Origin of the sequence: Pyrinomonas sp. (genome assembly GCF_040289685.1) — a bacterium.
In the GTDB taxonomy this organism is placed as follows: domain Bacteria; phylum Acidobacteriota; class Blastocatellia; order Pyrinomonadales; family Pyrinomonadaceae; genus Pyrinomonas.
The window spans coordinates 1-22,272 of record NZ_PSLQ01000060.1; the positions used below are offsets into that span (position 1 = coordinate 1).

Here is a 22,272-nt window from a genome sequence, read left to right on the forward strand (position 1 = left end):
CCCCTCAATGAATTGAGGGGGATTACAGCCCCCTCGCGCTCCCCCGTTTTTCTAACCGGTCCAGGTCGGCCTTCTGGTCGGCGCTGGACACACGAGCATACAGGGCCACCGTATGGGAGGTGGTCTCCGGTTCCTTGATCAGGATCGTCCCAGTAGGCGTCTGTTCAAAGGGAACCGGCATCTTCCCTTGTCGGACCCAGCGCCAGGCGGTCTTGTACGAGATACCTTGTTTCCTCGCCCACTCGCTCAACTTCATGTGGATAGGATAACTGGTTTGTCCAAACTTACCAAAGGACTAATGAGCAGTTCTCGCCCCTTCGACGGATTTCTGGTTCAATTTGCCGAATCAACGACGTAGTCGCCTAACGCGAAATCCGCGATCTCTATCCTTCGATGGAGTCGCGGTTCACCCTGCGGTACTCTCCCGATTTGCCTCCAGTCTTCAGCTCGAGCTGCACATCGCCGATGCGCAGCGTTCGATCCAGCGATTTGCACATGTCGTAGATAGTTAGCGCGGCGATGCTCACGGCGGTGAGCGCTTCCATTTCGACGCCCGTTTGTGCGCGCGCCGCAGCTTCCGCTTCGAGACGGAATCCATCGCGTTCGATCTCGATGCGCACATCAACGTGTGAAAGCACAATCGAATGGCACAGCGGGATCAATTCAGACGTGCGTTTGGCTGCCATGATGCCTGCCAGCCGTGCTGTTTCCACGAGATTGCCCTTGGGCGTCGTGCCATCGCCGATGGCCGCCATCGTTTGCGGCGAAGCGAAAACGCGCGCCGAGGCGACGGCGCGACGCAGCGTCTCTTGCTTGGCGCTCACATCTACCATGCGCGCCCGTCCCGCAGCATCAATGTGCGACAAGTCTTTCATCGCGCCCTCCTTCGGCAAAATCGGCGAAAGAGCCTCGCTCGGTGCATCGCGCAGAATCATTCACTAGGCTATGTGCCTCTGAAAATCGAACTTGCTTTTTGCGCCGCGCACTCGGTGCTCAACCGGTCGTGCGCAGTTAGAATCAACGCCTCATCTCATGCCACAATCTAACGGCAATCGAACTGCAAGCGAAACCCTCCTCGAATGAGATCTCACACGATAAGTTAATCGCAACCGAATCGCAAGCGCAATGTATCGGCGTGATGCTGTTGGCGATCAAGCCTTCGAAGACAAGTCAATCGCAATCGAATCGCAAGCGCAATAGATGGCAACCGTGAGCCAATGCTGACGAGTTTGTGACCGCTTCGTTAAAAGCCTCGCCTAATTTGCTCGTCACTAACAGTAAAAATCCAAACTAGGGAGGAGAAAATGTCGAAACGAATTTTGATCGGGGCCTTTTTCGTCTTGGTCGCCGCATTTGCGGCACGAACGCAGGACATGGGAGGGCAACAGCAGAGCACCGAAACGAGCGGGCAGCAATCAATGCAGAAACAATCAATGCAGGCCGCAGGCGATATCGTCGAGACGGCGACCAAAGCGGGCAAGTTCAGCACTTTGGTCAAAGCCTTGGAGGTTGCTGGGTTAACGGAGACGCTCAAAGGACCGGGGCCATTCACCGTTTTCGCCCCGACTGACGAAGCGTTCGCGAAGCTGCCGGCGGGGACTCTGGAGACCCTGCTGAAGCCCGAGAACAAGGAACAGCTACGGGCTATTTTGCTCTATCACGTCGTGCCCGGAAGAGTTACTTCCGATGACGTGGCAAAAGCGACCGAAGCGAAAACGGCGCAAGGTGAGCCCTTACGCATCAAAGCTTCCGAGGGCACGGTCAAAGTGGATGATGCGACCGTGACTCAGGTTGACATCACGGCTTCCAACGGCATCATCCACGTCATAGATTCGGTTTTGCTTCCCAAAGGGGCAAGCAAAGGGCAGATGAAAAACTATTGATCTAAGCGCGAAAGCGAGGTCAGCCTCCTGAAGCGAGAGCGCGCGGCGTCTTCTCGTCGCCGCGCGCTCTCAGTTCTTTGGTGACGACCAGTATTTAGCAAAGCGCGGTGCCGTCCGCCATCAGAGCGCCAGGCAGGTGATGGTCGGCGTTCAGCGAAGCGCAGCGTCGTCGCCTAGAGCATGTCAGAGGGCGCTTGCGATGAGCAGGCTTGATCTCGCGGTTCTGTTCGGCTCACGTATGCGAGCGCGTTTTGTCCCCCTTAGCGTGGACCGATCGTTTTGCATCTCAATCTTCATCGGTTGGTCGCCCCCTCAATCCCGTTTTCAGGGAAGCATCAAGATGCGGGCCACTGAATTCGCTTCCAGTTCTGCATCTTCCGGGACGAAGATCAACGCCTCAGCGTGCGCGAAGGAGACGAGATCTGAGGATCCTCCCCAGCGTAGCGGCTGAGCGATGAGGCGACCCTCTTCGTCGGTTTGCAGACGAGCTGGAACAAGGCTCGCGCGTTTGCGCGCGCCGCGCACCTTGGTTTTGAGCTGCGCGCGTGTTTCTGGAAGCAGCGGACTTCGTGCCCCTTGCATGGCGAGCAGCGCCGTGCGCGCGAAGAGGTTGAAGGTGACGGCGGCGGAAACGGGGTTGCCAGGGAGTCCGAAGACGAGCGCATCGTTGAGTCGAGCGAAGACCGTTGGTTTGCCAGGACGAAGGCGCACGCGCTCGAAGAAGAAACGCGCGCCCAACGAACCAAGGGCTTCTTTGGTCAAATCGTATCGTCCGACGGAGACGCCGCCGGAGATCAGAAGAAGCTCGTAAGTGTTGGAGACATCGGCGAGCGTTTGCGCGATTCGCTTCGCATCATCGCCCAGCAAAGGCAAGCGCTCCACGCGCCCGCCCGCAAGCGTCGCATAGCATTGCAGCATGGGGCCGTTGGCATCGCGGATTTGATCCCGCTCCGGGCAACTTTCAACGGGAACCAATTCGCTTCCCGTCACCATGACCGCCACGCGCGGCGCGCGACCGACATCGAGCGTCGCATAGCCGAAAGCGGCAAGCGTCGCCACCGCATTGACTGTTATCTTCGTACCGGCTTCAAGCAGGCGCGTGCCGCGGCGCGCTTCGGCGGCTTGCGGGGTGATGTTCTGGCCCGGTACGACACGCTCAAAGATTTCGACTTCGCTCACTTGTTCATGAGTCTGTTCAAGCGGGACGACCGCGTCGGCTCCCACCGGCACGGGCGCACCAGTCATGATGCGCACCGCTTCGCCAACCTTCAGTTGGTCGTGCCAGCCGCGTCCGGCAGCCGACTCGCCGACGAGTCGAAGACGCGCGGGCACGACATTCAGATCGGCAGCGCGCACGGCAAACCCATCCATCTGCGCGCGGTTGAACGGCGGAAGGTCCATGTCAGCGTGCACATCTTGGGCGAGGATGCGCCCCAACGCTGCTTCCAGTCCCACGCGCTCTTTGTCCAAGCGCGGGGTTTGCTCCAGCACGGTTTTGATGGCTTCATCAACCGAGATCATGGCGCTATTCTGCCTGAAAAGGGTTGGCGAAGTCGAAGCGGAGGACGAAAGTTGCGGTCTCTGCTCTTTGATGAAGAGCCTTGGTTAGCCCGGTGACGTTTGTTGCTGGGACGCGGCGGCTCGGTTTCTCTCGCGCCGTTTTAGAAAACGAAAGCGGCCGCATCTAGCGACCGCTTCCGAAAATCTGGCGGAGCCGACGGGACTCGAACCCGCGACCTCCGACGTGACAGGCCGGCGTTCTAACCAACTGAACTACGGCTCCGCGCAAACTCGATCTTCTATGGTAGGCACGGTGGGACTCGAACCCACAACCTCCGCCTTGTAAGGGCGGCCGTCTACCTTTGACGATACGTGCCTTCGCCTTTTTCAAACGAGACGCGCCAGCGAACATCGTTCGCGCGCATCGGGCAAAGTCACATCCTAAAAGACTCTCAAGCTCAGTGTCAAGCGCACACCGTTTTCTGCCTTGCGGCACAAGTGGATCACGAACCGTTGCGCAATGCGGGCAGGTTAGACCTCGATCCCACCTCATGAACAGTTGAGGGGCGTCGAGCTTGACCCAAGCTCTGGCGCGCGCGTTAAAAATCGGCGCGGGCGCTTCCCACCCCCTTCAGGGGGTTGGGATGACGCGCGCCGTCTGTGGTATACCCCTTCCAGGCGGTGTGCTCGACGGTGGGCTGCGGCCTTGGCCGTCTCCCCGCCCGCACCTTGAGAAGTGAAGGTATGGGGTTCCGCCGACGAATCGCTCGGCGGGTAAAACCTTCGGCGTCGGTACGCCATACCGGAGAACGTATCTACCTGGCCTCTCTGCCAAGGAGTAGGCGGCGGGATGAAGAACCGCCGCCGATGGGCTGGTAGTAGTCGCCCGGACACGGGCCGCGGGAGATTGCTCCCGCGTTGTCCAGGTGAGTCCGCGGGCCAACCACCTGCCGCGGCATCACACCGTGCCAGGGCGCGCGCGAGAGGCGGGCCACGCCGCGGAAATCGCCTGGAAGCCCGCCCCCTTCAGGGGGCTGGGAGTGTCACAATCGAAGGCAAAAGATGGGTTGCTTTCGAACAAAAGTCTTACGGCGCACAATGGCTTTCGCCTTGACGAGCGCCTTTTTGTGCGTCGCCAACGCACAGCAAACATCCTCGCCACAGCAGCAAACGCGTCCGCGCCGTGTCTCCGACGGGATTGCGCAACCCAAGCCCGAAGAGATCGGTGAAGATGAAGTGTTGCGCGTTGAAACGGATCTCGTCACCGTGCCCGTGGTGGTCCGCGACCGCACGGGACGCCCTGTGACGACTTTGCGCCCGGAGGACTTTCAAATCTACGAAGATGGAAGACCGCAGCGCATCACCAGCTTCTCCACCACAGATGCGCCCTTTGAAGTCGCTCTGCTGCTCGATACTTCGGGTTCGACGCGCGCCGATCTGGAACTCATTCGCCGCGCCGCTCAATCTTTCATCGCAGCGCTGCGCCCGTTTGACCGCGTCGCCATTTTGGCTTTCAAGAAAGAACCTAATGATCCTTTGTCGCTGGCGAAAGTGGAAGTCGCCGCACCTTTGACGAGCGACCGCGAGCGGCTGCAACGCGCTATCGAGGAATTGAGCACGAGCGATGGGACGCCCTTTTACGATTCGCTGGCGCGCGTCGCGCGAGAGATCTTCGCCGAACCGCCGCGCGAAGAGGTTCGCGGTCGGCGCGCGTTGGTCGCGTTGACCGATGGGGTGGATTCGACGAGCGAGGCGGATTTCGCACAAGCCCGCGCTGCGTTGTTGCAACGGGGCATCATCTGCTACTTCGTGCAGATCAACACCGAAGAGTTCGTCGAAAACCGCTTGCTCCGCGATTGCGCCGATGACGGCACGTTGCAGCTATCGCGCACGCAGCTTCGCCGCTACCGGCAACTCTTCGTCCCCGCGGCGGATGCTGACTCCTACGCCGATTTCTGCCGACTCGGTCCCTTCCAGCGGATGCAGATCAGTCGGGCGCTGTATGAACTTGCGCGACGCGAGATGCGTGAGCTGGCGCGCGCAACCGGCGGACAAACTTTTCCGGTCGCCGACCTGCGCGATGCTCAACGCGCTTTCGCGCAGGTTGCCAACGAGATCGGCAAACAGTACAGCCTCGGCTACTACTCGACCAACAAAGCGCGCGACGGCCGCTTTCGCACCATCCGCATCGAGGTTAAGGGCATCGCCGGAGCGCAAGTGAGCGCACGCGAAGGTTACTACGCGCCGAGAGGTTAAGGCTGCGCCGATTCGCCGCCTCGGAAAGAATCGAAGAGGAAACGCCGCCGTTAGTCTCTTGCCAGCATCAAGGTTGGAAAACGCCTGTTTCACCGTCTCCGTCATCATGTTGACGATTTGCACATGCTTCTGTGAGGCGGGGAGAAGTCCGCATCAGACTGTATCAAGACGCAACGTGCGAGCGGCCCTGCGGCTGACGCTCTTCCTCGAACAGCGCTTCAAGCGAACTGCTCGCTTGATGAATCGAAATGAGTCTCGCGTGCTTGGTGCGTGCGAGCGCAAGCACCGCATCCACGTCCGCTTCCGAAGCGACGCGCAGACGCACGCTCGTAGCCATCTCGGTCACCGCATAGCCTGCGGAGCGCAAAGCGGCGCTCAAGCCTTTGGCGTCTTCTGCGGCGAAGACGACTTCCATCGGGACGGAGCGCGCGACGCGCAACTGTAGATCGCTCGTTGTCCCGAGGAATTTCAACGACCCTCTTTCAATGACGCAAACGCGGTCGGCCAGCGCTTCCGCGTCAGCGAGAATGTGCGTGCTGAAAAAGACGGTTGCGCCGCGCGCGCGCAGATCGTTGATGATGTCGCGCACGTCGCGTCGTCCGATAGGGTCAAGGCCCGACATCGGTTCATCGAGGATGATGATTTCGGGATCGCCAAGGAGCGCTTGCGCAAGCCCCACACGTTGTAGCATCCCCTTAGAGAAATGGCGTAAACGTCGGTCCCAGTGTTCGGAAGCGAGCCGCGCTCGCGCCAAAGAGTCTTCGGCGCTACGACGCGCGCTTTTCCCATCCATCCCCTGCAAGCGAGCCGCCATCTCGACCAGTTCCAACGCCGTCAGATGGTCATAGAAATTGGGTTGTTCGGGAAGGTAACCCAAGGACCGACGGGCGAGCGCGTCTTGCGCATCGCGCCCCATGATGCGAACTCGCCCCGAGGTCGGAAAGACCAGTCCGACAATGACCTTGATCGTGGTGGATTTCCCTGCGCCATTGGCACCGAGAAAGGCCATGCATTCGCCCGGCGCAACGTTCAACGTCAACCGGTCAAGCGCGCGCCGCACGGAACGGAATGGTCCGAAGCCGGTCGCGTATTCTTTGGTTAGGTTCTCTATGTCGATGGCGTTCGCCATGCTTCGCTCCTTCGTTCACCGCTTTCAACGCTTCAGTGACTGTAATAAAACGGCATGCACCTTTCCTCGCTCTCCCTTTGGGTCGGCGATGATAAACGTTCATCGGACGCCGCTGCTTGCAGCGTCGCTCACGAAGCTTTCCGAAACCATTGCACGACCGCCGGGAAGAGTTCGGACGTGGGATCAATCGTCACGTCGCCATCTTTCAAAAGGTATGGTACGCCTGTCGGATCAACCGGCACACCTTCTTCGTCGATCCGAATCGCGGGACGCGCGACGCTTTGCAGCCTTTCCGATTCAAAAGGGAATTCAGTCTCGGCTCGTCGTTCGAGTTCAATTGACGCGCGCGCAAGTTCCGCCGAGATCTCACGCCAAGCGCGCGGCGAGCGTCCCAAGCGGATAGCTGATGCCCGCGCCGCCGCGCGTAACGCGTCCATTTCGTCAACAACGCGCAAGGCCATGAGTTTGAGGAGCGCGAGGCTTTTGATCTGCTCATCTTGTGAGTCTTCGTAAAGTCGCGCGTAGACGGCGCGCGCCGTCGCACTTGAACCGCCGGCCCGCGCCATCTCGGCGGCCATCATCTGCATCCACGTGGGCGCGCCCGCCAGCGTCGCTCCCTCTTCGTAAACGGCGCTTGCTTCGACGAAGCGCCCTTGCTGCCAGAGGATGTATCCAAGATGATGGCGAAGTCGCCAATCGTCGGGGCGTTGCCGGATCCCCTTTTGGACCAGTTTGACGGCGGCTTCTGCGTCCACTGCTGCGAGCAAAACGGCGCCGTATTCGTAAGGGGCCGCCCAGCGCGGATCGAACTCCGCAGCGGCATCGAGGAGCGGACCCAACAGGCGTAGGTCCAACGTCGAAAGATCCTCGACGCGCGCGAGACCACCGTGCACGAGGACTTCGTTCCCAACATACTGCAGCGCGCTTATCCAGTGCCAGTCGGCGACGATGCCGCGAAAAGGGCGCGGCACCAACGGGACGAGTTTGCGCGGTTCGATGCGAAGCGCCTCTTCATTTGACGTTCGCTCTGCGCGCAAAAAGGCGCTTCGGCTTACGTGTTGAGAAGCTGCCGAAATCGCCAAACCGATGATCGTAATGACGGGGAACAGATTCCTCATCGCTTACTTGCAGAATCTAAACGGCCGCGCGACGAAAGATCGCGCTTTCGGGCCTTTTCGACGCCTGTTAATATGAGACAACGCGGCCAGTGCCGTAGGCGTGAGCCGCGCGCTAACTTCTCCGCTCTCCTGAATGCCATGCTCTTTACTTGAGATCCTTGCGGATGAAGATGCAAACGGCGGCGGCGACGAGCGCGCATGCGTATGCGAGCGAATAGAGGGCCGCAGCGAAGACCTGCTTCCCAGTGATCTTCATCGCCAGAACGTCGGTTGCGGTCGAAGCGAAACGGTCGAAGTTCGGAAGCAGATAGTAGAGCGCATTGAAGACGATGCGCGCGAGCGCGCTCGGCGATTGATGGCCGAGTTCGGCGAGTTCTCCGTTGAAGTGACCGATGAGCACGAAGGCGAAGGAGAACAAGGCCGATAAAGCCGGGGTCGAAAAGGAGGAGAAGAGGACGGCGATCGAAACGATGATCGTCAGCTCCAAAAAGATGAGTGCGGAAGCCAGAGCGACTTGCACGCAAGTCGCTGTGGTCAGCCCTTGCCACGCGAGCACGGCCACAAGCCCGACGGCGCAGGCCGCCACGTTAGCGGCGAGCGTCGCGCATAATCCCAAGTGCTTTCCTAGCAAGAAATGAGTCCGTGTGATGGGGCGAGCCAGAATGGTGTAGAGCGTGCGCCGTTCGACATCTTTCGAGACGAGTCCGACGCCTAGGAGGATGGCGATTGATGTCCCGATCAGCAGGGTTGCGCTCAATCCCAAGTCAAGGATGATCTTCTTCTCCTGAGCTGCCGATAGTTCTCCCAAAAGAAGCGCCGCTCCGATCATCAAGAGGGCGAAGAGCAAGAGATTGATAAAGACGCGATCGCGCACGTGCTCACGAAAAGTGTTGCGCGCGATGGCGAAGATGATTGCTACGTCGCGCGGAGAAAGGCGCTCGTGTTCGGTGATGATCTGCTCTGTGGATATGCACCCGATGCCCATCTCAAAGTGTTGTCCTCACTGTATGCGGTCGAGCGAGCGGCCCGCGAAAGCAGAGGTTCGTCGCGATGGACCTTCGGAGGAGGCGAGGCGCGTCGCCTTTCCCTTCGCGCCCGACACGCGCGCTGCGTGTCCTTTGTCATGCTGTGAGCGGCAGGGGACGCGCAGCGCGCAGATGCTCTCCTCAAGGCGTCCGTTGTTCGTTGAGTTTTCGCTCTTCTGCTTCGAGGGCAGCGATATGTCTTTCGAGCCAGCGGCGCTCGTCCATGTCGATGTTTGGGTTCTGTGTAAGCCTCGCCAGTTCGACGATCGCTTCCTGCCGTTTGCCGAGCGCGAGCAAGCTGATGGCCAGCTTGAAGCGGATGTCGTAGTCTTGTGGGAGTTGGTTGAGGACCATGCGATAATTTTGCACGGCTTCTTCATGGTCGCCCATCAAAGCCTGCGTGTCGGCGAGATTGCTTCGTGCAATGGTGGAACGCGGATTGAGCTTGAGCACGCGCGCGAAAAGCTCTTTCGCTTCGGCGTACTCTTTGCGCGAAGCGTAATAAATGCCGAGGTTGTTGTAAGCTTCTTGGATCTTTGGGTTCAGCTCGATGGTGGTTTTAGCCAGCTCAATCGCTCGCTCCGTATCTCCAAGATTGAACGCGGCCAAAGACAAATTGTTGTAAATCACGGCCGCTTGGCGCGTCATCCCGGCCATCTTCGCCGCTCGCTCGAAGTTTCGCTGCGCGTCCTCGAATTTGCGGGCATCCAGTTGCGCGATGCCGACGTTGTAAGGGAAGTGCCAGTTATCGGGGACTGCTTCTTCCGCACGCCGCCAGAGCGATTCGCCATTTCGCCAGATCAGGTTTTGCGCCGCCGTGCTGACGCCCCAAGATAGGATTATGACGCCCGTTAAAAGCGCGCTCGCAAGGCGCAGCCGATTCAGTTCTCTGGCTTTCCTCCAGATCAAAGCCAAGAAGAAGCAGAATCCGATTGACGGCAGATACAGGTACCTATCTTGAACGAGATAGGCGGGATGAAAGATCTTGAGGTTCAACGCCGGGAGCAGAGGAACGATGAGAAAAGCCGAGGCGACGATCGCATCCGCACCGAACTTTCGGTGTAGCATCCACAAAGCGGCGAGCGCGACGACGAGTGTCAGAACCGGGAGCAGAAAGTTCGCGGACCAGAAACTGGCGATCAGGTGGACCGGATATGCCGGGCTGAGGTGGAAAGGAAAGAATAGATTTTTCAGGTAGAAGCAAAGAACGATCGGGATGGTCCCGTAGATCCGCCATTTGGGGGTACCGACCATCAAGGTGTTAACCCAATCGACGAGCCCAAGAACCTCATACCTGATGATCAGGTATGCTAAACCGATGATAAGATGAGGAACCATCCGCCGCAGAAAATCCAAGCAGAACCTGTGCCAAGAAACTGGGGCCTTTTGCATGAGGTGCCAATGGTATTCCAACGCCAAATAGATCGCAGGAAGCGTGATGGCCGGTTCTTTGGAGAGAAGCGCTAGCACGTAAAGTCCCAACGAAGTCAAATACCAGCGGTGCCTTTTCTCTTCCAAGTAGCGGCGATAGGCCAGCGCAGATGAGACGTAGAAGAGGGCCAACATGGGATCTGTCACGCCGGAAATCCATGAGACCGATTCGGCATGTGTCGGGTGAATGCCGAAAAGAAGCGCGCCGAGCGCCGCTGTGGACGGGCTGGAGCTGAGGCGGCGAAAGAGGAAGAAGACCAAAGCCGTCGTGAGAAGATGGAGCGACAGGCTCGCAAGATGCCATCCTTGCGGCCAAAGGCCGAAGAGGTGATACCCGACCGTTAGATAAACCGTAAAGAGCGGACGGTAGTAAGGGATCAGTTGATAGCTGGGCGTAACCGTAACATCGTTTCTGAAATCCCACACAGAAGAGGTGAAAGCCGCCGCGAGATTCTTCCATGATCTTATGTGCGGATTTTGGATGATTTGCTGCACGTCGTCGTAAACGAACTCCCCTGAGAGCGAATTAGCGTAAACCAAACAGGTCGCTGCGAGAACGAAGAAGAGCAGCCATCTTTCCGTCTTCAGAAAAGCGAAAGCGTCGCCTTGTACCATGGAGGTGCTTCGCGCATCCATCGTGAACCCTTTAGCCATGCTTCCTCTCCCTGCAAAAGATTCGATCCATAAGGAAAGGGGGCGGAGCCATCTGGAGATGACGCGCCCCCCCCCTCAAATTCTCAACCGGAACTCTTTACTGGATCGGCGTGCCGTTGCTACCGGTAGCTGTGCGTACCGGCGCGGTGCCGCCGGACAAGAAGTAGATCACGCCCTGTTCATTGGTGTAGAAGCTGCGCGTGCCAGTGGCCGTCAGTCCGGTCGGATTTTGCGGGACCGCCGTCGCATCGAACTGAGCGGGTGCAGTGGAGCTTGAAGGAGTAAAGGTGACGTTGAAGACGTAGCCGCTCTTGGCGGCATTAGCTTGGCCTAAAACAGAGTCGACCAACCCTGCGGCTCCCAGACCAGCCAAAGTGGCATATTGGCCAGCGCCCGCGGTTGATTGATAGGTCGCCTCGGCGCTCACAATGGTACGAAGCGTCGAAATCGCTGACGCCTCGTTGGCGGCACGACGAGAAGCGAGGAGGTTGGGGATGGCGATGGCGGCGATGATGCCGATGATCGCGACGACGATCAAAAGCTCGATCAGCGAGAAACCACGTTGTCCGTTTCGGTGTTGCATTTTTCAGGAAGCTCCTTGTTGGGGTTTTCTGGAATCTCTCGCGCCATCGGCGTCGTCTCAGGCCACGCGCCTTTTGTGCGCGATCTCTTTTCATGCTGCTTTGAAATCAAGCCTCGTGCCAGACCACGCGCACGCTCTTGAAACCGACGAGTCGCTGGTCCAGATCAATCCGTTTAATTTGATAAATCTTCGCTCGACTTTCTTTTAGAAGGTGGAAGGGGCACAACGCTGCGGGAGAGCGCTGCCGCAAGAGAAGGCAATCGGAAGCGGTCTTCCAGCGCTTCCTCACATTTTTCGTTAGCGAGAAAGTGCCGTTTTTTGTCACGAGTTAAAAGATGTCATGTCGGGTCGTTGTCCTAAAAGGCGGCGGTTGGGCGAAAGCTTCCGAAGCAGCGTAAAGTCTCCGCGAGCAGAAAAAAGAGGGTGGCACCTTGTCGGTGCCACCCGGAAAACTGAAGACCAAGGAAGAGGAAGGAGGAGAGAGCGGTAGTCGGGACATCAGATCGGAGGGCTGCTTGATGTTGCGGGTGTGCCTACTTCGTAGCGGATAACGCCGGAAGCGTCGATGTAGAAGTGATGCCAGATCGTCGGCGCGTGGGCCGGAGTCGCTTGGGCTTCGTACTTGTTGGCGGGATCGGTTTGATCCACCTTGACGGTGAAGGTGTAATGGCTTTTGTAGCCCGCTACCAAGCTCGGATCTCGGATGTAACCTTCGTTGCCGAGCGCCGAAAGGTCGCCGTAAACTCCGTGGAGCGTGCGGTAAGCTGCTTGACTGGAATGGATGAGGCGCAGGGAACTAATGGCTGAGGATGCGCTGGCAGATTGCCGCGCATGCAGATAGTTTGGGATGGCGAGGGCGGCGAGGATGCCGATAACAGCGACGACGATGAGAAGTTCGATGAGCGAAAAACCGCTTTGAGAGCGTCGGGGCATTTGCATCTTTTCTTAACCTCTCTTTCGGTCGCTCGCTCCGCACGCAACGAACGGCCAGCCGGAGGAGAAGCAACGCGCGTGCCACGCCGAGGAGCATTTCGTCCAGCCCTGTTTCAGCTTTGCGGCGCCCGGAGCGCGTGCATTCCCAACGCCAGAGTCGTTGGCAGCGGCGCTCGCCGAAGCCTCATGTGGCACGCCCTAAGTGGCAGCGCTGTGTTGCTCAGCGTCAGCTCGCGACACGAAAATGGCCAGAGCGCGCACGCCACCCGGCCCCGAAGCCCTGCTTGGCTCTCCGGGCGAGGGCAAGCCGAGGGCTTCAGCTCACGCAACGCATTGATTTGTTCTTGCGATAGCTGCTCGGCTCTCCGGGCGAGGGCAAGCCGAGGGCTTGCGGCCGTGGAGTAGTTGACTTCAGGCGAAGCATGAAAGGTGTGTGCAGCGCGCACACGCCGACGCGCGCTCAAACGCACGCGCATCATTCTGCGCCGCGAGCCGCTTCGGAACGGAGTTGAGCCGTCAACCCCTTCATGTCGTGCTTATCGAGCAGGTGACGCAAAGAGCGCACGGGGATGTTGAGCAGTTCGGCAGCGCGCGTTTGGTTGCCGCCTGTGCGACGCAACGCTTCAGCGACGTAAGCGCGCTCCAAGCTTTCCAGATGAGCGAAGAGGTCTATGCCTTCTTCTGGGAAGATGAAATCGGCACGTGCGCTCGCGCCCGAATAGTTTCTGATCGCATCGGGCAAGCGCTCCGGTTGGATCTCGTCGGTCGGTTCCAAGGCGACGGCGCGTTCGATGGTGTGTTCGAGTTCGCGCACGTTGCCGGGCCAGTGGTAGTTCTCGAGCAGTTCCAGCGCACGCGCGCTCAAGCGAGTGCGCTTTCCGGTCTGCGCGCAGAACTTCGCGACGAAATGTTCGGCGAGGATGGGGATATCTTCGCGCCGTTCGCGCAGCGGCGGAAGCTCCAGCGGGATGACCGAGATGCGGTAATAGAGGTCCTCACGAAACGCGCCCTCTTTGACCAACTTCGCCAGATCGCGATTGGTCGCGGCGATTACACGCGCTTCGGTTTCGACCTCTTCGTGCGCCCCGACGGGGCGGACCTTGCGTTCTTGGAGGACGCGCAGCAATTTGACCTGCATCGCGGGAGACATCTCGCCCACTTCGTCGAGAAAGATCGTCCCGCGACCGGCGGCTTCAAACAACCCTTTGCGGTTCGAGGTCGCGCCGGTGAAAGCCCCTTTGCGGTAACCGAAAAGCTCCGATTCGAGCAGCGTCTCAGTGAAGGCGCCGCAATTAACCGAAACGAACGGACGGTCAGCGCGCGGACTCAAGTTGTGAATGGCGCGTGCGACCAATTCTTTGCCGGTGCCCGATTCGCCAACGATGAGCACCGTGGAATTGAGCGGGGCGACCGTCTGAATCATTTGATAAACGGCCTGCATGCGCGGCGCGTGTCCGATGATCTGGTCCAGCCGACCTGTCTGCTGCTGCGCGCGGCGAAAGGCGCGGTTCTCTTCGACCAGTGCCAGTCGTTCAAGCGCCCGGCGCACGATCGTCTTCAGTTCGTCCACGTCGAACGGCTTCTGAATGAAATCATCGGCGCCGAGCACGAAGGCCTCGCGGGCCGTTTCAACCGTGGCGAAGGCCGTTATCATGATGATGGCTGTATCGGGCGCCACGGCACGCACTTCGCGCAACAGTTCGATGCCCGACATGTCAGGCATCTTGACGTCGGAGATGATGACATTCACGGGCTCGCGCCGGACCATCTCAAGCGCTTCGCGGGCCCGTTCTGCCGTGCGCACCTCGTAGCCTTCACGCCCGAAGACGAGCGAGAGGAGTTGGCGCATGCTTTGTTCGTCGTCGACGATGAGCAGCTTAGCCATGTCAACCGCCAGGGAATTCAATAACCTTTGAAGACGCGCCAATTTTAGCCTAGTCGGCAAACGGCGTCCAAAGCCATCGCGCGACGCGCCAGAACAACCAAGACCGCTGCCGCTTTCAAAGCGGCAGCGCGAAGTTGTGCTTAGCCGACTCGGCTGCAACGCTTTTGCGAGAACGGCAGCGCAGGCGCGTTGCGCCTTTCAGATAAGCTGCTTTTGCGACGTGCACGCGAAAAAGATTCGGCCCCTCTCGTCTAAACGCAAAAAAGGCGCGCGCTCATTCGCGCCCTCTTTGCCTTCTCGTTCGGCTGTGTCGCTTTCGTAAGGGCGAGAAAAGCTGCCTCAACACCAACCCGCCATCCTGCGTGGCACCGCTTTTCTCGACTGGTGACAAGACTTCAACGCTTGCAGCGCTAATTTCTGAAGGAGGTCTCAAGTGGCGCCGCTTTTCTCGATTGGCGACAACCCTGAATGTTTGAATCGCTCTACTCGACCGACTACAACGCTGAATGCGTGAGTCGAGCGGCGGGCGTGATGCGTCTTGCGTGGTGCGAAACCGGATTGAAGTTTCGCATGACGCTCTCCCTTTGGCGAGATCCCGTCCGGAAGCAACCGGCTCGATGCGCTCAAGCTTGCGTTTTCGTCTCGCGTTGCGCGTTACGTTGTTCGGGCGAAATGTTCGTGGGCAGCTCGATCGTGACAGTCGTCCCATGCCCTTTGCGGCTGCGGACGTTGATCGTTCCGCCGTGGTCGCGGACGATTTGGTAAACGATCGACAGTCCGAGGCCAGTGCCGCCCGGCGTCCATGAAGTGAACGGCTCAAAAAGCTGTTCGACCTGTTCCGGCGTCATGCCACAACCCGTGTCGGTGAAAGTGAGACGCACGCGCTCGTCGTTGAGCGGCACGATCTCGGCGGTGAGTCGTCCGCCTTCGGGCATGGCGCGCAGCGCATTGCGCGCGAGGTTCCAGAAGACTTGTTGAAGTTGTTCGGCGTCGGCCACAACCATAACGGGTTGATCGGGGACTAAGACCTCGAGCGCGTGTTCGGGGCGCGTTTCGGGATTGTGGCGCAGCAAAGAGAAGGTCTCGCGCAGCGGCACGCGCAAGTCGGTCGCCGTTGGATTGAGCGGACGCGGACGCGCATAAGAGAGAAAGTCCGTGATGATTCGGTCCAGGCGGTCGGATTCGCGTATGATGATCTCCATCAATTGGGCTTCAGCCGGATCGCCGTTCCAAGAACCGCGCAGCACTTGAATCGCGCCGCGCATGGAAGCGAGCGGATTGCGTATCTCGTGAGCGATCCCGGCGGCGACGCGCCCGACCGCGGCGAGTCGGTCCTGTCGGCGCGCGCTCTCTTCGAGCGCGCGCACTTCGGTCAAATCCTGAAAGGTGATGACCAGACCGGTCATCGCGCCCGATTCATCGGACAATGGCGCAACGCTGTAACCAAGACGCAGATGAAAGCCTTCAGCCGTTTCGGCATCGGCCTCGTAGCGTGGCGAAGGCAACCCTTCGTAAGCCGCGCGCGTTGCCGCTTCGATCTTCTCGCGCAGATCGCCGAAAAGAAACGACGCGTCACGCCCGCGCACTTGGCTCGCGCGATAGCCGGTGATCTCTTCGGCTGCCGGATTGAACGTGTAGATACGCCCTTCGAGATCGGTCGTCACCACACCCGAGCGAATCGAGGCGACGATGCGTTGATGCAGCGCGCGCAAGTTCGCCAAAGCATGCGTTGCTTCCTCGGAACGAGAATGGCGCTCAGCGAAACGCGCGGCGAGCAGCCCAACGACGAGAATGGCAATGTCGTTGAACCCGACGATCTGAATCGCGTTGGCAACGGAGGTCGTCACTGGCGTGTCTGCCGCTTGCGGAATGAGCCTATAGATCAACGCGATCATGGTCGCCGTGTAGATCGAGGCGCAGCCGACCGACGTGAGCAATGCGCCGCGCGCGCCAAGATAGGCTCCGGCAAAAGAGATGGCGACGATGTAGAGCGCTGTGTAGGGCGAACTGATGCCATTGGTCGCCCATACGATCCACGTGATCAAAACGACATCGACAGCGAATTGCAAGGCAGCCTGCAGCCGCAAAGAGAGCGTCGAGAACCGAAGCAGCGCCGCGTAGAAGAGCGAAAGAAACGCGACCACGACGATGATCGGAAAGGTTCCGAGAAGCGGCGACGTCTCTTCGGTGAACCACTCCGGCGGGAGCAGCAGACCGAGAATGAGCAGCAAGGCTGCGATGCCCATCCTGCCGACGATCAGCCTAAGCAGCGGCGCGCGCGCTTGACTCTGCCATTGCGTTCGGTCGCTCATAAGGTTTCAAAGCCTAGCACAAAAAGCTCGGGGCGCAAGAGATTTTCCGCGCGGCGCGCATGCTATCCCCGCGGCGGTCGCCTTAAATTCGCTTCCCGAAAAGTCACGCCATCACCGCAATCCGTTTTTGCGCACAAGTCTCAGCCGCGACCGCTTCGGAACGCGACGCCCGGAAGGATCGAGAAGAACGCTAAACATCATCGCGAAGGATTCCCTCGACCACGCGCGCATTGGATCCTCACAAATGGTTCGCAAAACCTGCACCTTTGACCGAACGATGTTCGCCTGCGAGAGATTGGTTTAAACGATGTCGGGCATTGTTGACCAGTCGCTCGCGATATGGTAGCTTGTTGCCGCTCGCCTCTGAGGCGAGCATGCCAGCTGCTTTTCGCCTCCTGCAACTTTCTTAAAAGGGCGAGGACTCGACAAACGTGATCTCCGGGTACAACACAGACGTCGAACACCAAGGGACGAGATACCACGTCCAAACGGAGGATAAGGGACCGAAGGTTGGTCTGATCGTTTCGTTGATCTACGTCGGCGGCGAGATACTCGCCAGCAAGCGGACGTCCTACGAGGATCTCATCTGCGATGGGAAAGTGGACGAAGCTGCGCTGGCGGAACGACTGCAACGACAACACAAGCTCATCTGCGCCGCTATTCGCGCCGGACGTGTGGAAGAACTGAAACGTTTGGGGAAGAAAGATTCGTCGCTGGCGCAAGATGAAGAGTCCCCCGGCAGCCGCGCAAAGTCTCACAAGGCAGGGGGGACGGCTCAAAAAAAAGCCGAAGGCGCGGTCGCAAAGCCTGAGGTTGCGCCGCGCGATTCTCATCAAGAGGCAAAGACCGACGCCAACGGTTCGGCCAGGGAAGGTGAGAACGTATGCTCCCAAGGTGTCAACGGCAACAGCGGGCAAAGCGTTGCGGCTGCGGACGAATCGGACGAGCTGTCTTTGACCCTGCTGCGTGAGTGTGACTTTCGCGCCGGAAAGACCGTTCTTCTAGCCGTCAAGGTCGCGCATGGCGATAGTGCATCGGGATTGCCGGATGCTTGGGTGAAGATCAAAGTGCTTGGGACCACCTTCCGCCCAGCCATCTTCAACACTCGCACGGATCGCAATGGCATCGCCATGCTTCGTTTGATGCTTCCGCACTTTACATCCGGACGGGCGGCGATTCTGATCGAAGCGACCGCTAACGGCCACCGCGCTGAACTTCGGCGGCTGATCCACCACGCCTGAGAGAGGCGCGCTGACGAACTTTCGTCCAATTGCTTCGCGCGTCCGCAAGGGCGCGATAGGGAGCCATTCGCGGCATCGACGAACTTTCATCCAATTGCTTTGGCGAAGCGGCCATTCGCCGCGCCCTGACAAGAGGGCAGAGTTTGGGCGCCCAGTTGGGCACGGCTCACCCACCCTATCGGAAGCGTTCGTCGCTGCGCCTTGCCAGTAATGATAGGGTCGGGCCAGTGCTGCGCTGCTCTCCATCTCAACAGAACGGTCGTTTGCTACGCTTGCTTGCGCACGCGACCTGTTCGGAAGCGTGTTGGCGCGCTTGATTCATCGCGCGCGATGTTGGAAACTTCCGCCATCGCTGATCGAGAACTTGAACGCGGAGCGATCGATTTGCGGATCATCGTCAACGGAGAAGAGCGCGAGATCGTTGAAGGGATGACGCTCAGCCAACTCATTCAGAACTTGGGGTTGGCACCGGAGCGCGTCGCCGTCGAACTCAACCGCATCGTGGTTCGGCGCGCCGAGTGGGATGGGGTCGTGCTGCACGAAGGCGATCGCCTCGAGATCGTCCACTTCGTCGGCGGCGGTTGAAGGGCGAGGCGCACATCGCCCGTCTTCGGGCGAGCCTCTTTTGCGCGTGAGCGCAGGTGCTCGATCAACCGCTGAATCAACTGGTATCGCTCGCAGCGGTTTTCGCTTGTGCGCGCAAGCGAGATTGCGCGTAGAGGCGAACCCCTTAGCCTTTGAACGTCGGGACCGGTTCGGCGAAGGATCTGCCGATGCGCACTTTCGTGGCAAAGGCATCGCGCGCCGATTGCGACCCGATCAGAAGGGTTCTCGAAGCGGCCTTCGCTTTCATCTTGCGAAGAAGACCTCGCCGCTTTCGTCCTGCAACAACGGGAGCGAGTGCGCGCTTCGCGTCTAGGCCGCATCGGTGGTAGAGTCTTGCATGGAAGAGTTATCGCACGGAAGGGGAAGAGGGCGATGGCAGTGGCGACAACAGCAGCGAGCGAAGAGACGTTCGAGATCGCGGGCCGACAGTTTCGCTCGCGGCTCATCGTCGGCACGGGTAAATATCGCAGTTATGATGAGATGAAGGCAGCGCATGCAGCTTCCGGCGCGGAGATCGTCACGGTCGCCGTGCGGCGCGTTCCGTTGGACCGGAGAGTTGAGTCCTTCCTCGATCATCTCGATCCGAAGTTAACGATCCTGCCGAACACGGCTGGTTGCTATACGGCGGAGGAGGCCGTGCGCACGGCGCGGCTGGCGCGCGAAGCTCTCGGCACGAACTGGATCAAGCTGGAGGTCATCGGCGATCAGACGACGCTCTTTCCGGACAACGAACAGACCATCGAGGCAGCGCGCGCGTTGGTTGCCGAAGGGTTCGTCGTTTTGCCTTACGTCAGCGACGATCTGATCGTTGCTAAAAAGCTTCTTCAAATCGGCTGTGCTGCCGTGATGCCGCTGGCCGCGCCTATTGGTTCGGGCTTGGGTGTGCAAAACCCGACCAACTTGCGCATCCTGCGCGAACAGTTGCCGGATGCGCTCTTGATCGTCGATGCCGGAGTGGGAACGGCGAGTGATGCGGCCATCGCCATGGAACTCGGAGCTGATGCCGTGCTCATGAACACGGCGATCGCTGAAGCGCGCGATCCAGCGCGCATGGCGCGCGCCATGCGCTTGGCCGTCGAAGCGGGACGCTTAGCCTATCTTGCCGGACGAATGCCGAAGCGGCTCTATGCGAGCGCATCGAGTCCGCTCACGGGCGTGATCGGGTGAAAAAGATGCGTGTGAGACTGACGGAACTGGCCCATGCGCGGTCGGGCGATAAAGGCGATACGGCGAACATCGGGTTGATCGCCCTCAAGGAGGAATTTTATCCGGTACTCGTGCGTGAGGTGACTGCCGAGCGTGTACGCGAACATTTCAGAGGGATCTGCAAAGGCGAGGTCGAGCGGTTCGAACTGCCCAACCTGTCCGCCTTGAACTTCCTGCTTCATGAAAGCTTGGGCGGCGGAGGAACTGTCTCGCTGATGACGGACGCGCAGGGGAAGACCTTTTCGACCGCGCTGCTGCGCATGGAGATCGAAATACCGGACGAAGAGGCGCGCGCTCTCGGGTTGTGTTGATTTCTGAGCGAGGTGTGAGCCACCCGCCATCTCGCGTTCGAGCTTTGCATGAACGATGCGGTGGCAAAGAGCGATCGTTTCGATCGTTGCGAGGCGTCGGCTTTCACTGCGCGAGAGAGTCGGTTAGCTTGGCTTGCGGCGTTCGGGAAGAGCGGCGATGTTTGACGACGCGACAGCAACAAGAGGCGAACTGCGGCATGGTTACGCGCAGGTCGGGCGCGTGCGCCTGCACTACGTCGAGCGCGGCGAAGGCGAGCGTTTGGTGCTGCTGTTGCACGGCTTCCCCGAATTCTGGTACTCGTGGCGTTATCAATTGCTCGCGCTTGGCGAGCGTTACCGCGTCGTCGCCCCGGATCTGCGCGGTTACAACCTCAGCGACAAGCCGTCTCAACGCGGCGAATATCGTTTGGGCGCGCTTGTCGAGGATGTCGTCGGATTGATGCGCCATTTTGGCGTCGGAGAGGCAGCCATCGTCGGGCATGATTGGGGCGCGCTGATCGCGTGGGCGGTGGCCCATGATTGCCCCGAAGCGGTCTGGAAGCTCGCCCTGCTCCAGACGCCGCCGCCGGGCGCGTGGATGAAGGGCATGAGCTTGCGGCAAGTTTTGCGCGCTTGGCACATCATCTTCTTTCAGCTTCCGTGGTTGCCGGAGTTGGCCATTCGGGCTGGCGATTTCGCCCTGCTCGAACTGGTCTTCAAGACGACGGCGCTTAAGGGGACTTTCACCGCCGAAGACATCGCCGCGTACAAGCTCGCGCTCCGCCGTTCGTTGACGGCGCCGCTCGATTATTACCGCGCCAATCGGAGGTTGCTTCTCAGCGCGTTGTTCGCCGCGCTGCGCGGGCAACATAGCGAGTTAAGGCAGCAACGCGTGCGTGTGCCGACGTTATTCATTTATGGCGAGCGCGATTTCGTCATCTTGCCGCAAACGGTCGCACATGCGCGCGACTTCGTCGCTGCGCCCTACATGGAGACTCGCTTGCCGACGGCGGGGCATTGGGTACAGCAGGAGGCGCCGCTCGAAGTCAACGAAGCGCTCATGCGTTTTCTCGAGATGCCTTTTTGAATTCGGCACGCCGTCGCTGGGCCAATTTCTGGCAAGTGCGATGCGTGTCTTCTCGCTCCACCTTTTTCAGTTCAGGGCTGTCCCAGACTATGAACGAAGCTCAAGGACCATTGATCTACTCGACGGAAGGCCCCGCCGCCGTCATCACGCTCAACCGTCCAGAGAAGCGGAACGCGCTCAACGACGAATTGATCGCGGAGCTGAAAGCCGCTTTGCGGCGCGCCGATGAAGACGCGTCGGTGCGCGCCATCGTCATCACGGGCGCGGGCAAAGACTTCTGCGCTGGGGCGGACCTCGTGCAACTGCGACGCATCTCGCAAAGCTCGATTGTCGAGAACCTTCGTGATGCCGAAGCGCTCATGGAGCTTTTCGCGCTCATTCGGCGCGTGCGCGTCCCAGTGGTCGCCGCCGTGCGCGGGCGCGCATTAGCGGGCGGGTGCGGGTTGGCGACCGCTTGCGACGTGGTTCTGGCCGCAGAATCGGCGCGGTTCGGCTATCCGGAAGTGAAGATCGGTTTCGTCCCGGCGATGGTGATGGCGATTCTGCGGCGCAACGTGCCGGAGAAGAAAGCCTTCGAGTTGTTGGTGCGCGGCGAAGAGATCGGCGCCGCCGAAGCCGAACGCATCGGTTTGGTTTCGCGCGTCTATGCAGATGACGCCTTCGCCGCGGAAGTCGAATCGTACGTCGGCGGTTTCGCCCGCGCGAGCCGCAGCGCCGTCATGCTCACCAAGCGCCTGCTTTACCAGATCGACGGCTTGACGTTCGATGCTGCGCTGCGCGCGGGCGCTGACGCGAACACCATCGCCCGCATGACGGAAGATTGTCGCGCTGGCATCGCTCGTTTCCTCGACCGCGATGAGTGATGGAAAGCGTCGGTTAGCACGCCGCGCGCACATTGCCGAACATGCGCTCGTGATGGGAGCCGTTGAGATGTTGCGCTCATGGGTCGCGTGCAAACGCGGTTCATCCCCTCAATGGATTTTTTGCCCGCTCCGTCTCCCCCTCTGCGCCTCATGAGAGGGGAAAAGCTTAGCCCAAAACCCCCGCGCCGTAACACGCGTCCCTGGATTGGTTGCGCCTCATCGGATCACGACGGCGCGGAGACCCCTGCCTTCAGGCATGGGGAGGAGCGC

General features: G+C 59.7%; 18 protein-coding genes, 2 tRNA genes and 1 pseudogene. 8 read left to right on the plus strand and 13 right to left on the minus strand.

Annotated elements, in window-relative coordinates:
- Positions 1-55 precede the first annotated feature (55 nt).
- A pseudogene (locus C4334_RS11910) lies at positions 56-256 on the minus strand (IS607 family transposase); the annotation flags it as partial.
- Between the two features lie 127 nt (positions 257-383).
- Positions 384-875: a cyclic pyranopterin monophosphate synthase MoaC gene (gene moaC, locus C4334_RS11915; RefSeq protein WP_352432312.1), complete on the minus strand. Its 492-nt coding sequence runs from the start codon at positions 873-875 to the stop codon at positions 384-386.
- 543 nt (positions 876-1,418) lie between these two features.
- On the opposite strand from moaC, the gene C4334_RS11920 reads away from it, so the two are divergent.
- Complete coding sequence (locus C4334_RS11920; RefSeq protein WP_502943442.1) at positions 1,419-1,883, plus strand: fasciclin domain-containing protein; 465 nt, start codon at positions 1,419-1,421, stop codon at positions 1,881-1,883.
- Between the two features lie 324 nt (positions 1,884-2,207).
- On the opposite strand, the gene C4334_RS11925 is transcribed toward C4334_RS11920, so the two are convergent.
- The 3 genes from C4334_RS11925 to C4334_RS11935 all read right to left on the minus strand — a co-directional run bounded on the left by C4334_RS11925 (position 2,208) and on the right by C4334_RS11935 (position 3,761).
- Positions 2,208-3,404 (minus strand): molybdopterin molybdotransferase MoeA, encoded by a 1,197-nt coding sequence (locus C4334_RS11925; protein WP_352432313.1) that lies wholly within the window; start codon positions 3,402-3,404, stop codon positions 2,208-2,210.
- A gap of 185 nt (positions 3,405-3,589) precedes the next feature.
- A tRNA-Asp gene (locus C4334_RS11930) sits at positions 3,590-3,666 on the minus strand.
- 19 nt (positions 3,667-3,685) lie between these two features.
- Positions 3,686-3,761, minus strand: a tRNA-Val gene (locus C4334_RS11935).
- 720 nt (positions 3,762-4,481) lie between these two features.
- On the opposite strand from C4334_RS11935, the gene C4334_RS11940 reads away from it, so the two are divergent.
- On the plus strand, positions 4,482-5,639 hold the full coding sequence (locus tag C4334_RS11940; protein WP_352432314.1) for a VWA domain-containing protein: 1,158 nt from the start codon (positions 4,482-4,484) through the stop codon (positions 5,637-5,639).
- Positions 5,640-5,802: 163 nt separating this feature from the next.
- Here C4334_RS11940 and C4334_RS11945 read toward each other — a convergent pair whose 3' ends face one another.
- The 8 genes from C4334_RS11945 to C4334_RS11980 all read right to left on the minus strand — a co-directional run bounded on the left by C4334_RS11945 (position 5,803) and on the right by C4334_RS11980 (position 16,709).
- Entirely contained in the window at positions 5,803-6,768 is a 966-nt protein-coding gene (locus tag C4334_RS11945) for an ABC transporter ATP-binding protein (protein ID WP_352432315.1), read from the minus strand.
- 128 nt (positions 6,769-6,896) lie between these two features.
- The gene (locus C4334_RS11950) at positions 6,897-7,886 is read right to left on the minus strand and encodes a hypothetical protein (protein ID WP_352432316.1); all 990 of its coding nucleotides are present in this window, start codon (positions 7,884-7,886) and stop codon (positions 6,897-6,899) included.
- Between the two features lie 145 nt (positions 7,887-8,031).
- A complete protein-coding gene (locus C4334_RS11955) occupies positions 8,032-8,871 on the minus strand; it encodes an ABC transporter permease (protein WP_352432317.1) in 840 nt (279 codons plus the stop codon).
- A gap of 181 nt (positions 8,872-9,052) precedes the next feature.
- Complete coding sequence (locus tag C4334_RS11960; RefSeq protein WP_352432318.1) at positions 9,053-10,996, minus strand: tetratricopeptide repeat protein; 1,944 nt, start codon at positions 10,994-10,996, stop codon at positions 9,053-9,055.
- A gap of 97 nt (positions 10,997-11,093) precedes the next feature.
- Positions 11,094-11,579, minus strand: coding sequence for a type II secretion system protein (locus tag C4334_RS11965; protein WP_352432319.1), 486 nt, complete (start codon positions 11,577-11,579; stop codon positions 11,094-11,096).
- A gap of 498 nt (positions 11,580-12,077) precedes the next feature.
- Positions 12,078-12,512: a type IV pilin protein gene (locus C4334_RS11970; RefSeq protein WP_352432320.1), complete on the minus strand. Its 435-nt coding sequence runs from the start codon at positions 12,510-12,512 to the stop codon at positions 12,078-12,080.
- Between the two features lie 475 nt (positions 12,513-12,987).
- Positions 12,988-14,397: a sigma-54-dependent transcriptional regulator gene (locus C4334_RS11975; protein WP_352432321.1), complete on the minus strand. Its 1,410-nt coding sequence runs from the start codon at positions 14,395-14,397 to the stop codon at positions 12,988-12,990.
- A 623-nt stretch (positions 14,398-15,020) separates the two neighbouring features.
- A complete protein-coding gene (locus C4334_RS11980; protein ID WP_352432322.1) occupies positions 15,021-16,709 on the minus strand; it encodes a two-component system sensor histidine kinase NtrB in 1,689 nt (562 codons plus the stop codon).
- Positions 16,710-17,140: 431 nt separating this feature from the next.
- Here C4334_RS11980 and C4334_RS11985 point away from each other — a divergent pair, with 431 nt between their 5' ends.
- The 6 genes from C4334_RS11985 (at position 17,141) to C4334_RS12010 (ending at position 22,002) form a co-directional block, all read left to right on the plus strand.
- Positions 17,141-17,950: a RomY N-terminal domain-containing regulatory protein gene (locus C4334_RS11985; RefSeq protein ID WP_352432323.1), complete on the plus strand. Its 810-nt coding sequence runs from the start codon at positions 17,141-17,143 to the stop codon at positions 17,948-17,950.
- A gap of 330 nt (positions 17,951-18,280) precedes the next feature.
- Entirely contained in the window at positions 18,281-18,535 is a 255-nt protein-coding gene (thiS, locus tag C4334_RS11990) for a sulfur carrier protein ThiS (RefSeq protein WP_352432324.1), read from the plus strand.
- Positions 18,536-18,928: 393 nt separating this feature from the next.
- Complete coding sequence (locus C4334_RS11995; RefSeq protein WP_352432325.1) at positions 18,929-19,723, plus strand: thiazole synthase; 795 nt, start codon at positions 18,929-18,931, stop codon at positions 19,721-19,723.
- A gap of 5 nt (positions 19,724-19,728) precedes the next feature.
- The gene (locus C4334_RS12000; protein ID WP_352432326.1) at positions 19,729-20,073 is read left to right on the plus strand and encodes an AtuA-related protein; all 345 of its coding nucleotides are present in this window, start codon (positions 19,729-19,731) and stop codon (positions 20,071-20,073) included.
- A gap of 157 nt (positions 20,074-20,230) precedes the next feature.
- The gene (locus C4334_RS12005; protein ID WP_352432327.1) at positions 20,231-21,139 is read left to right on the plus strand and encodes an alpha/beta fold hydrolase; all 909 of its coding nucleotides are present in this window, start codon (positions 20,231-20,233) and stop codon (positions 21,137-21,139) included.
- An 89-nt stretch (positions 21,140-21,228) separates the two neighbouring features.
- Positions 21,229-22,002, plus strand: a complete 774-nt coding sequence (locus C4334_RS12010) for an enoyl-CoA hydratase/isomerase family protein (protein WP_352432328.1) — start codon at positions 21,229-21,231, stop codon at positions 22,000-22,002.
- The last annotated feature ends 270 nt before the right edge of the window (positions 22,003-22,272 follow it).

What these genes read in the sequence shown, in the direction of transcription:
- moaC (WP_352432312.1), bottom strand. Translation starts at nt 875, where the DNA reads ATGAAAGACTTGTCGCACATTGATGCTGCGGGACGGGCGCGCATGGTA.
- C4334_RS11920 (WP_502943442.1), top strand. Translation starts at nt 1,419, where the DNA reads ATGCAGAAACAATCAATGCAGGCCGCAGGCGATATCGTCGAGACGGCG.
- C4334_RS11925 (WP_352432313.1), bottom strand. Translation starts at nt 3,404, where the DNA reads ATGATCTCGGTTGATGAAGCCATCAAAACCGTGCTGGAGCAAACCCCG.
- C4334_RS11940 (WP_352432314.1), top strand. Translation starts at nt 4,482, where the DNA reads ATGGCTTTCGCCTTGACGAGCGCCTTTTTGTGCGTCGCCAACGCACAG.
- C4334_RS11945 (WP_352432315.1), bottom strand. Translation starts at nt 6,768, where the DNA reads ATGGCGAACGCCATCGACATAGAGAACCTAACCAAAGAATACGCGACC.
- C4334_RS11950 (WP_352432316.1), bottom strand. Translation starts at nt 7,886, where the DNA reads ATGAGGAATCTGTTCCCCGTCATTACGATCATCGGTTTGGCGATTTCG.
- C4334_RS11955 (WP_352432317.1), bottom strand. Translation starts at nt 8,871, where the DNA reads ATGGGCATCGGGTGCATATCCACAGAGCAGATCATCACCGAACACGAG.
- C4334_RS11960 (WP_352432318.1), bottom strand. Translation starts at nt 10,996, where the DNA reads ATGGCTAAAGGGTTCACGATGGATGCGCGAAGCACCTCCATGGTACAA.
- C4334_RS11965 (WP_352432319.1), bottom strand. Translation starts at nt 11,579, where the DNA reads ATGCAACACCGAAACGGACAACGTGGTTTCTCGCTGATCGAGCTTTTG.
- C4334_RS11970 (WP_352432320.1), bottom strand. Translation starts at nt 12,512, where the DNA reads ATGCCCCGACGCTCTCAAAGCGGTTTTTCGCTCATCGAACTTCTCATC.
- C4334_RS11975 (WP_352432321.1), bottom strand. Translation starts at nt 14,397, where the DNA reads ATGGCTAAGCTGCTCATCGTCGACGACGAACAAAGCATGCGCCAACTC.
- C4334_RS11980 (WP_352432322.1), bottom strand. Translation starts at nt 16,709, where the DNA reads ATGAGCGACCGAACGCAATGGCAGAGTCAAGCGCGCGCGCCGCTGCTT.
- thiS (WP_352432324.1), top strand. Translation starts at nt 18,281, where the DNA reads ATGTTGGAAACTTCCGCCATCGCTGATCGAGAACTTGAACGCGGAGCG.
- C4334_RS11995 (WP_352432325.1), top strand. Translation starts at nt 18,929, where the DNA reads ATGGCAGTGGCGACAACAGCAGCGAGCGAAGAGACGTTCGAGATCGCG.
- C4334_RS12000 (WP_352432326.1), top strand. Translation starts at nt 19,729, where the DNA reads ATGCGTGTGAGACTGACGGAACTGGCCCATGCGCGGTCGGGCGATAAA.
- C4334_RS12005 (WP_352432327.1), top strand. Translation starts at nt 20,231, where the DNA reads ATGTTTGACGACGCGACAGCAACAAGAGGCGAACTGCGGCATGGTTAC.
- C4334_RS12010 (WP_352432328.1), top strand. Translation starts at nt 21,229, where the DNA reads ATGAACGAAGCTCAAGGACCATTGATCTACTCGACGGAAGGCCCCGCC.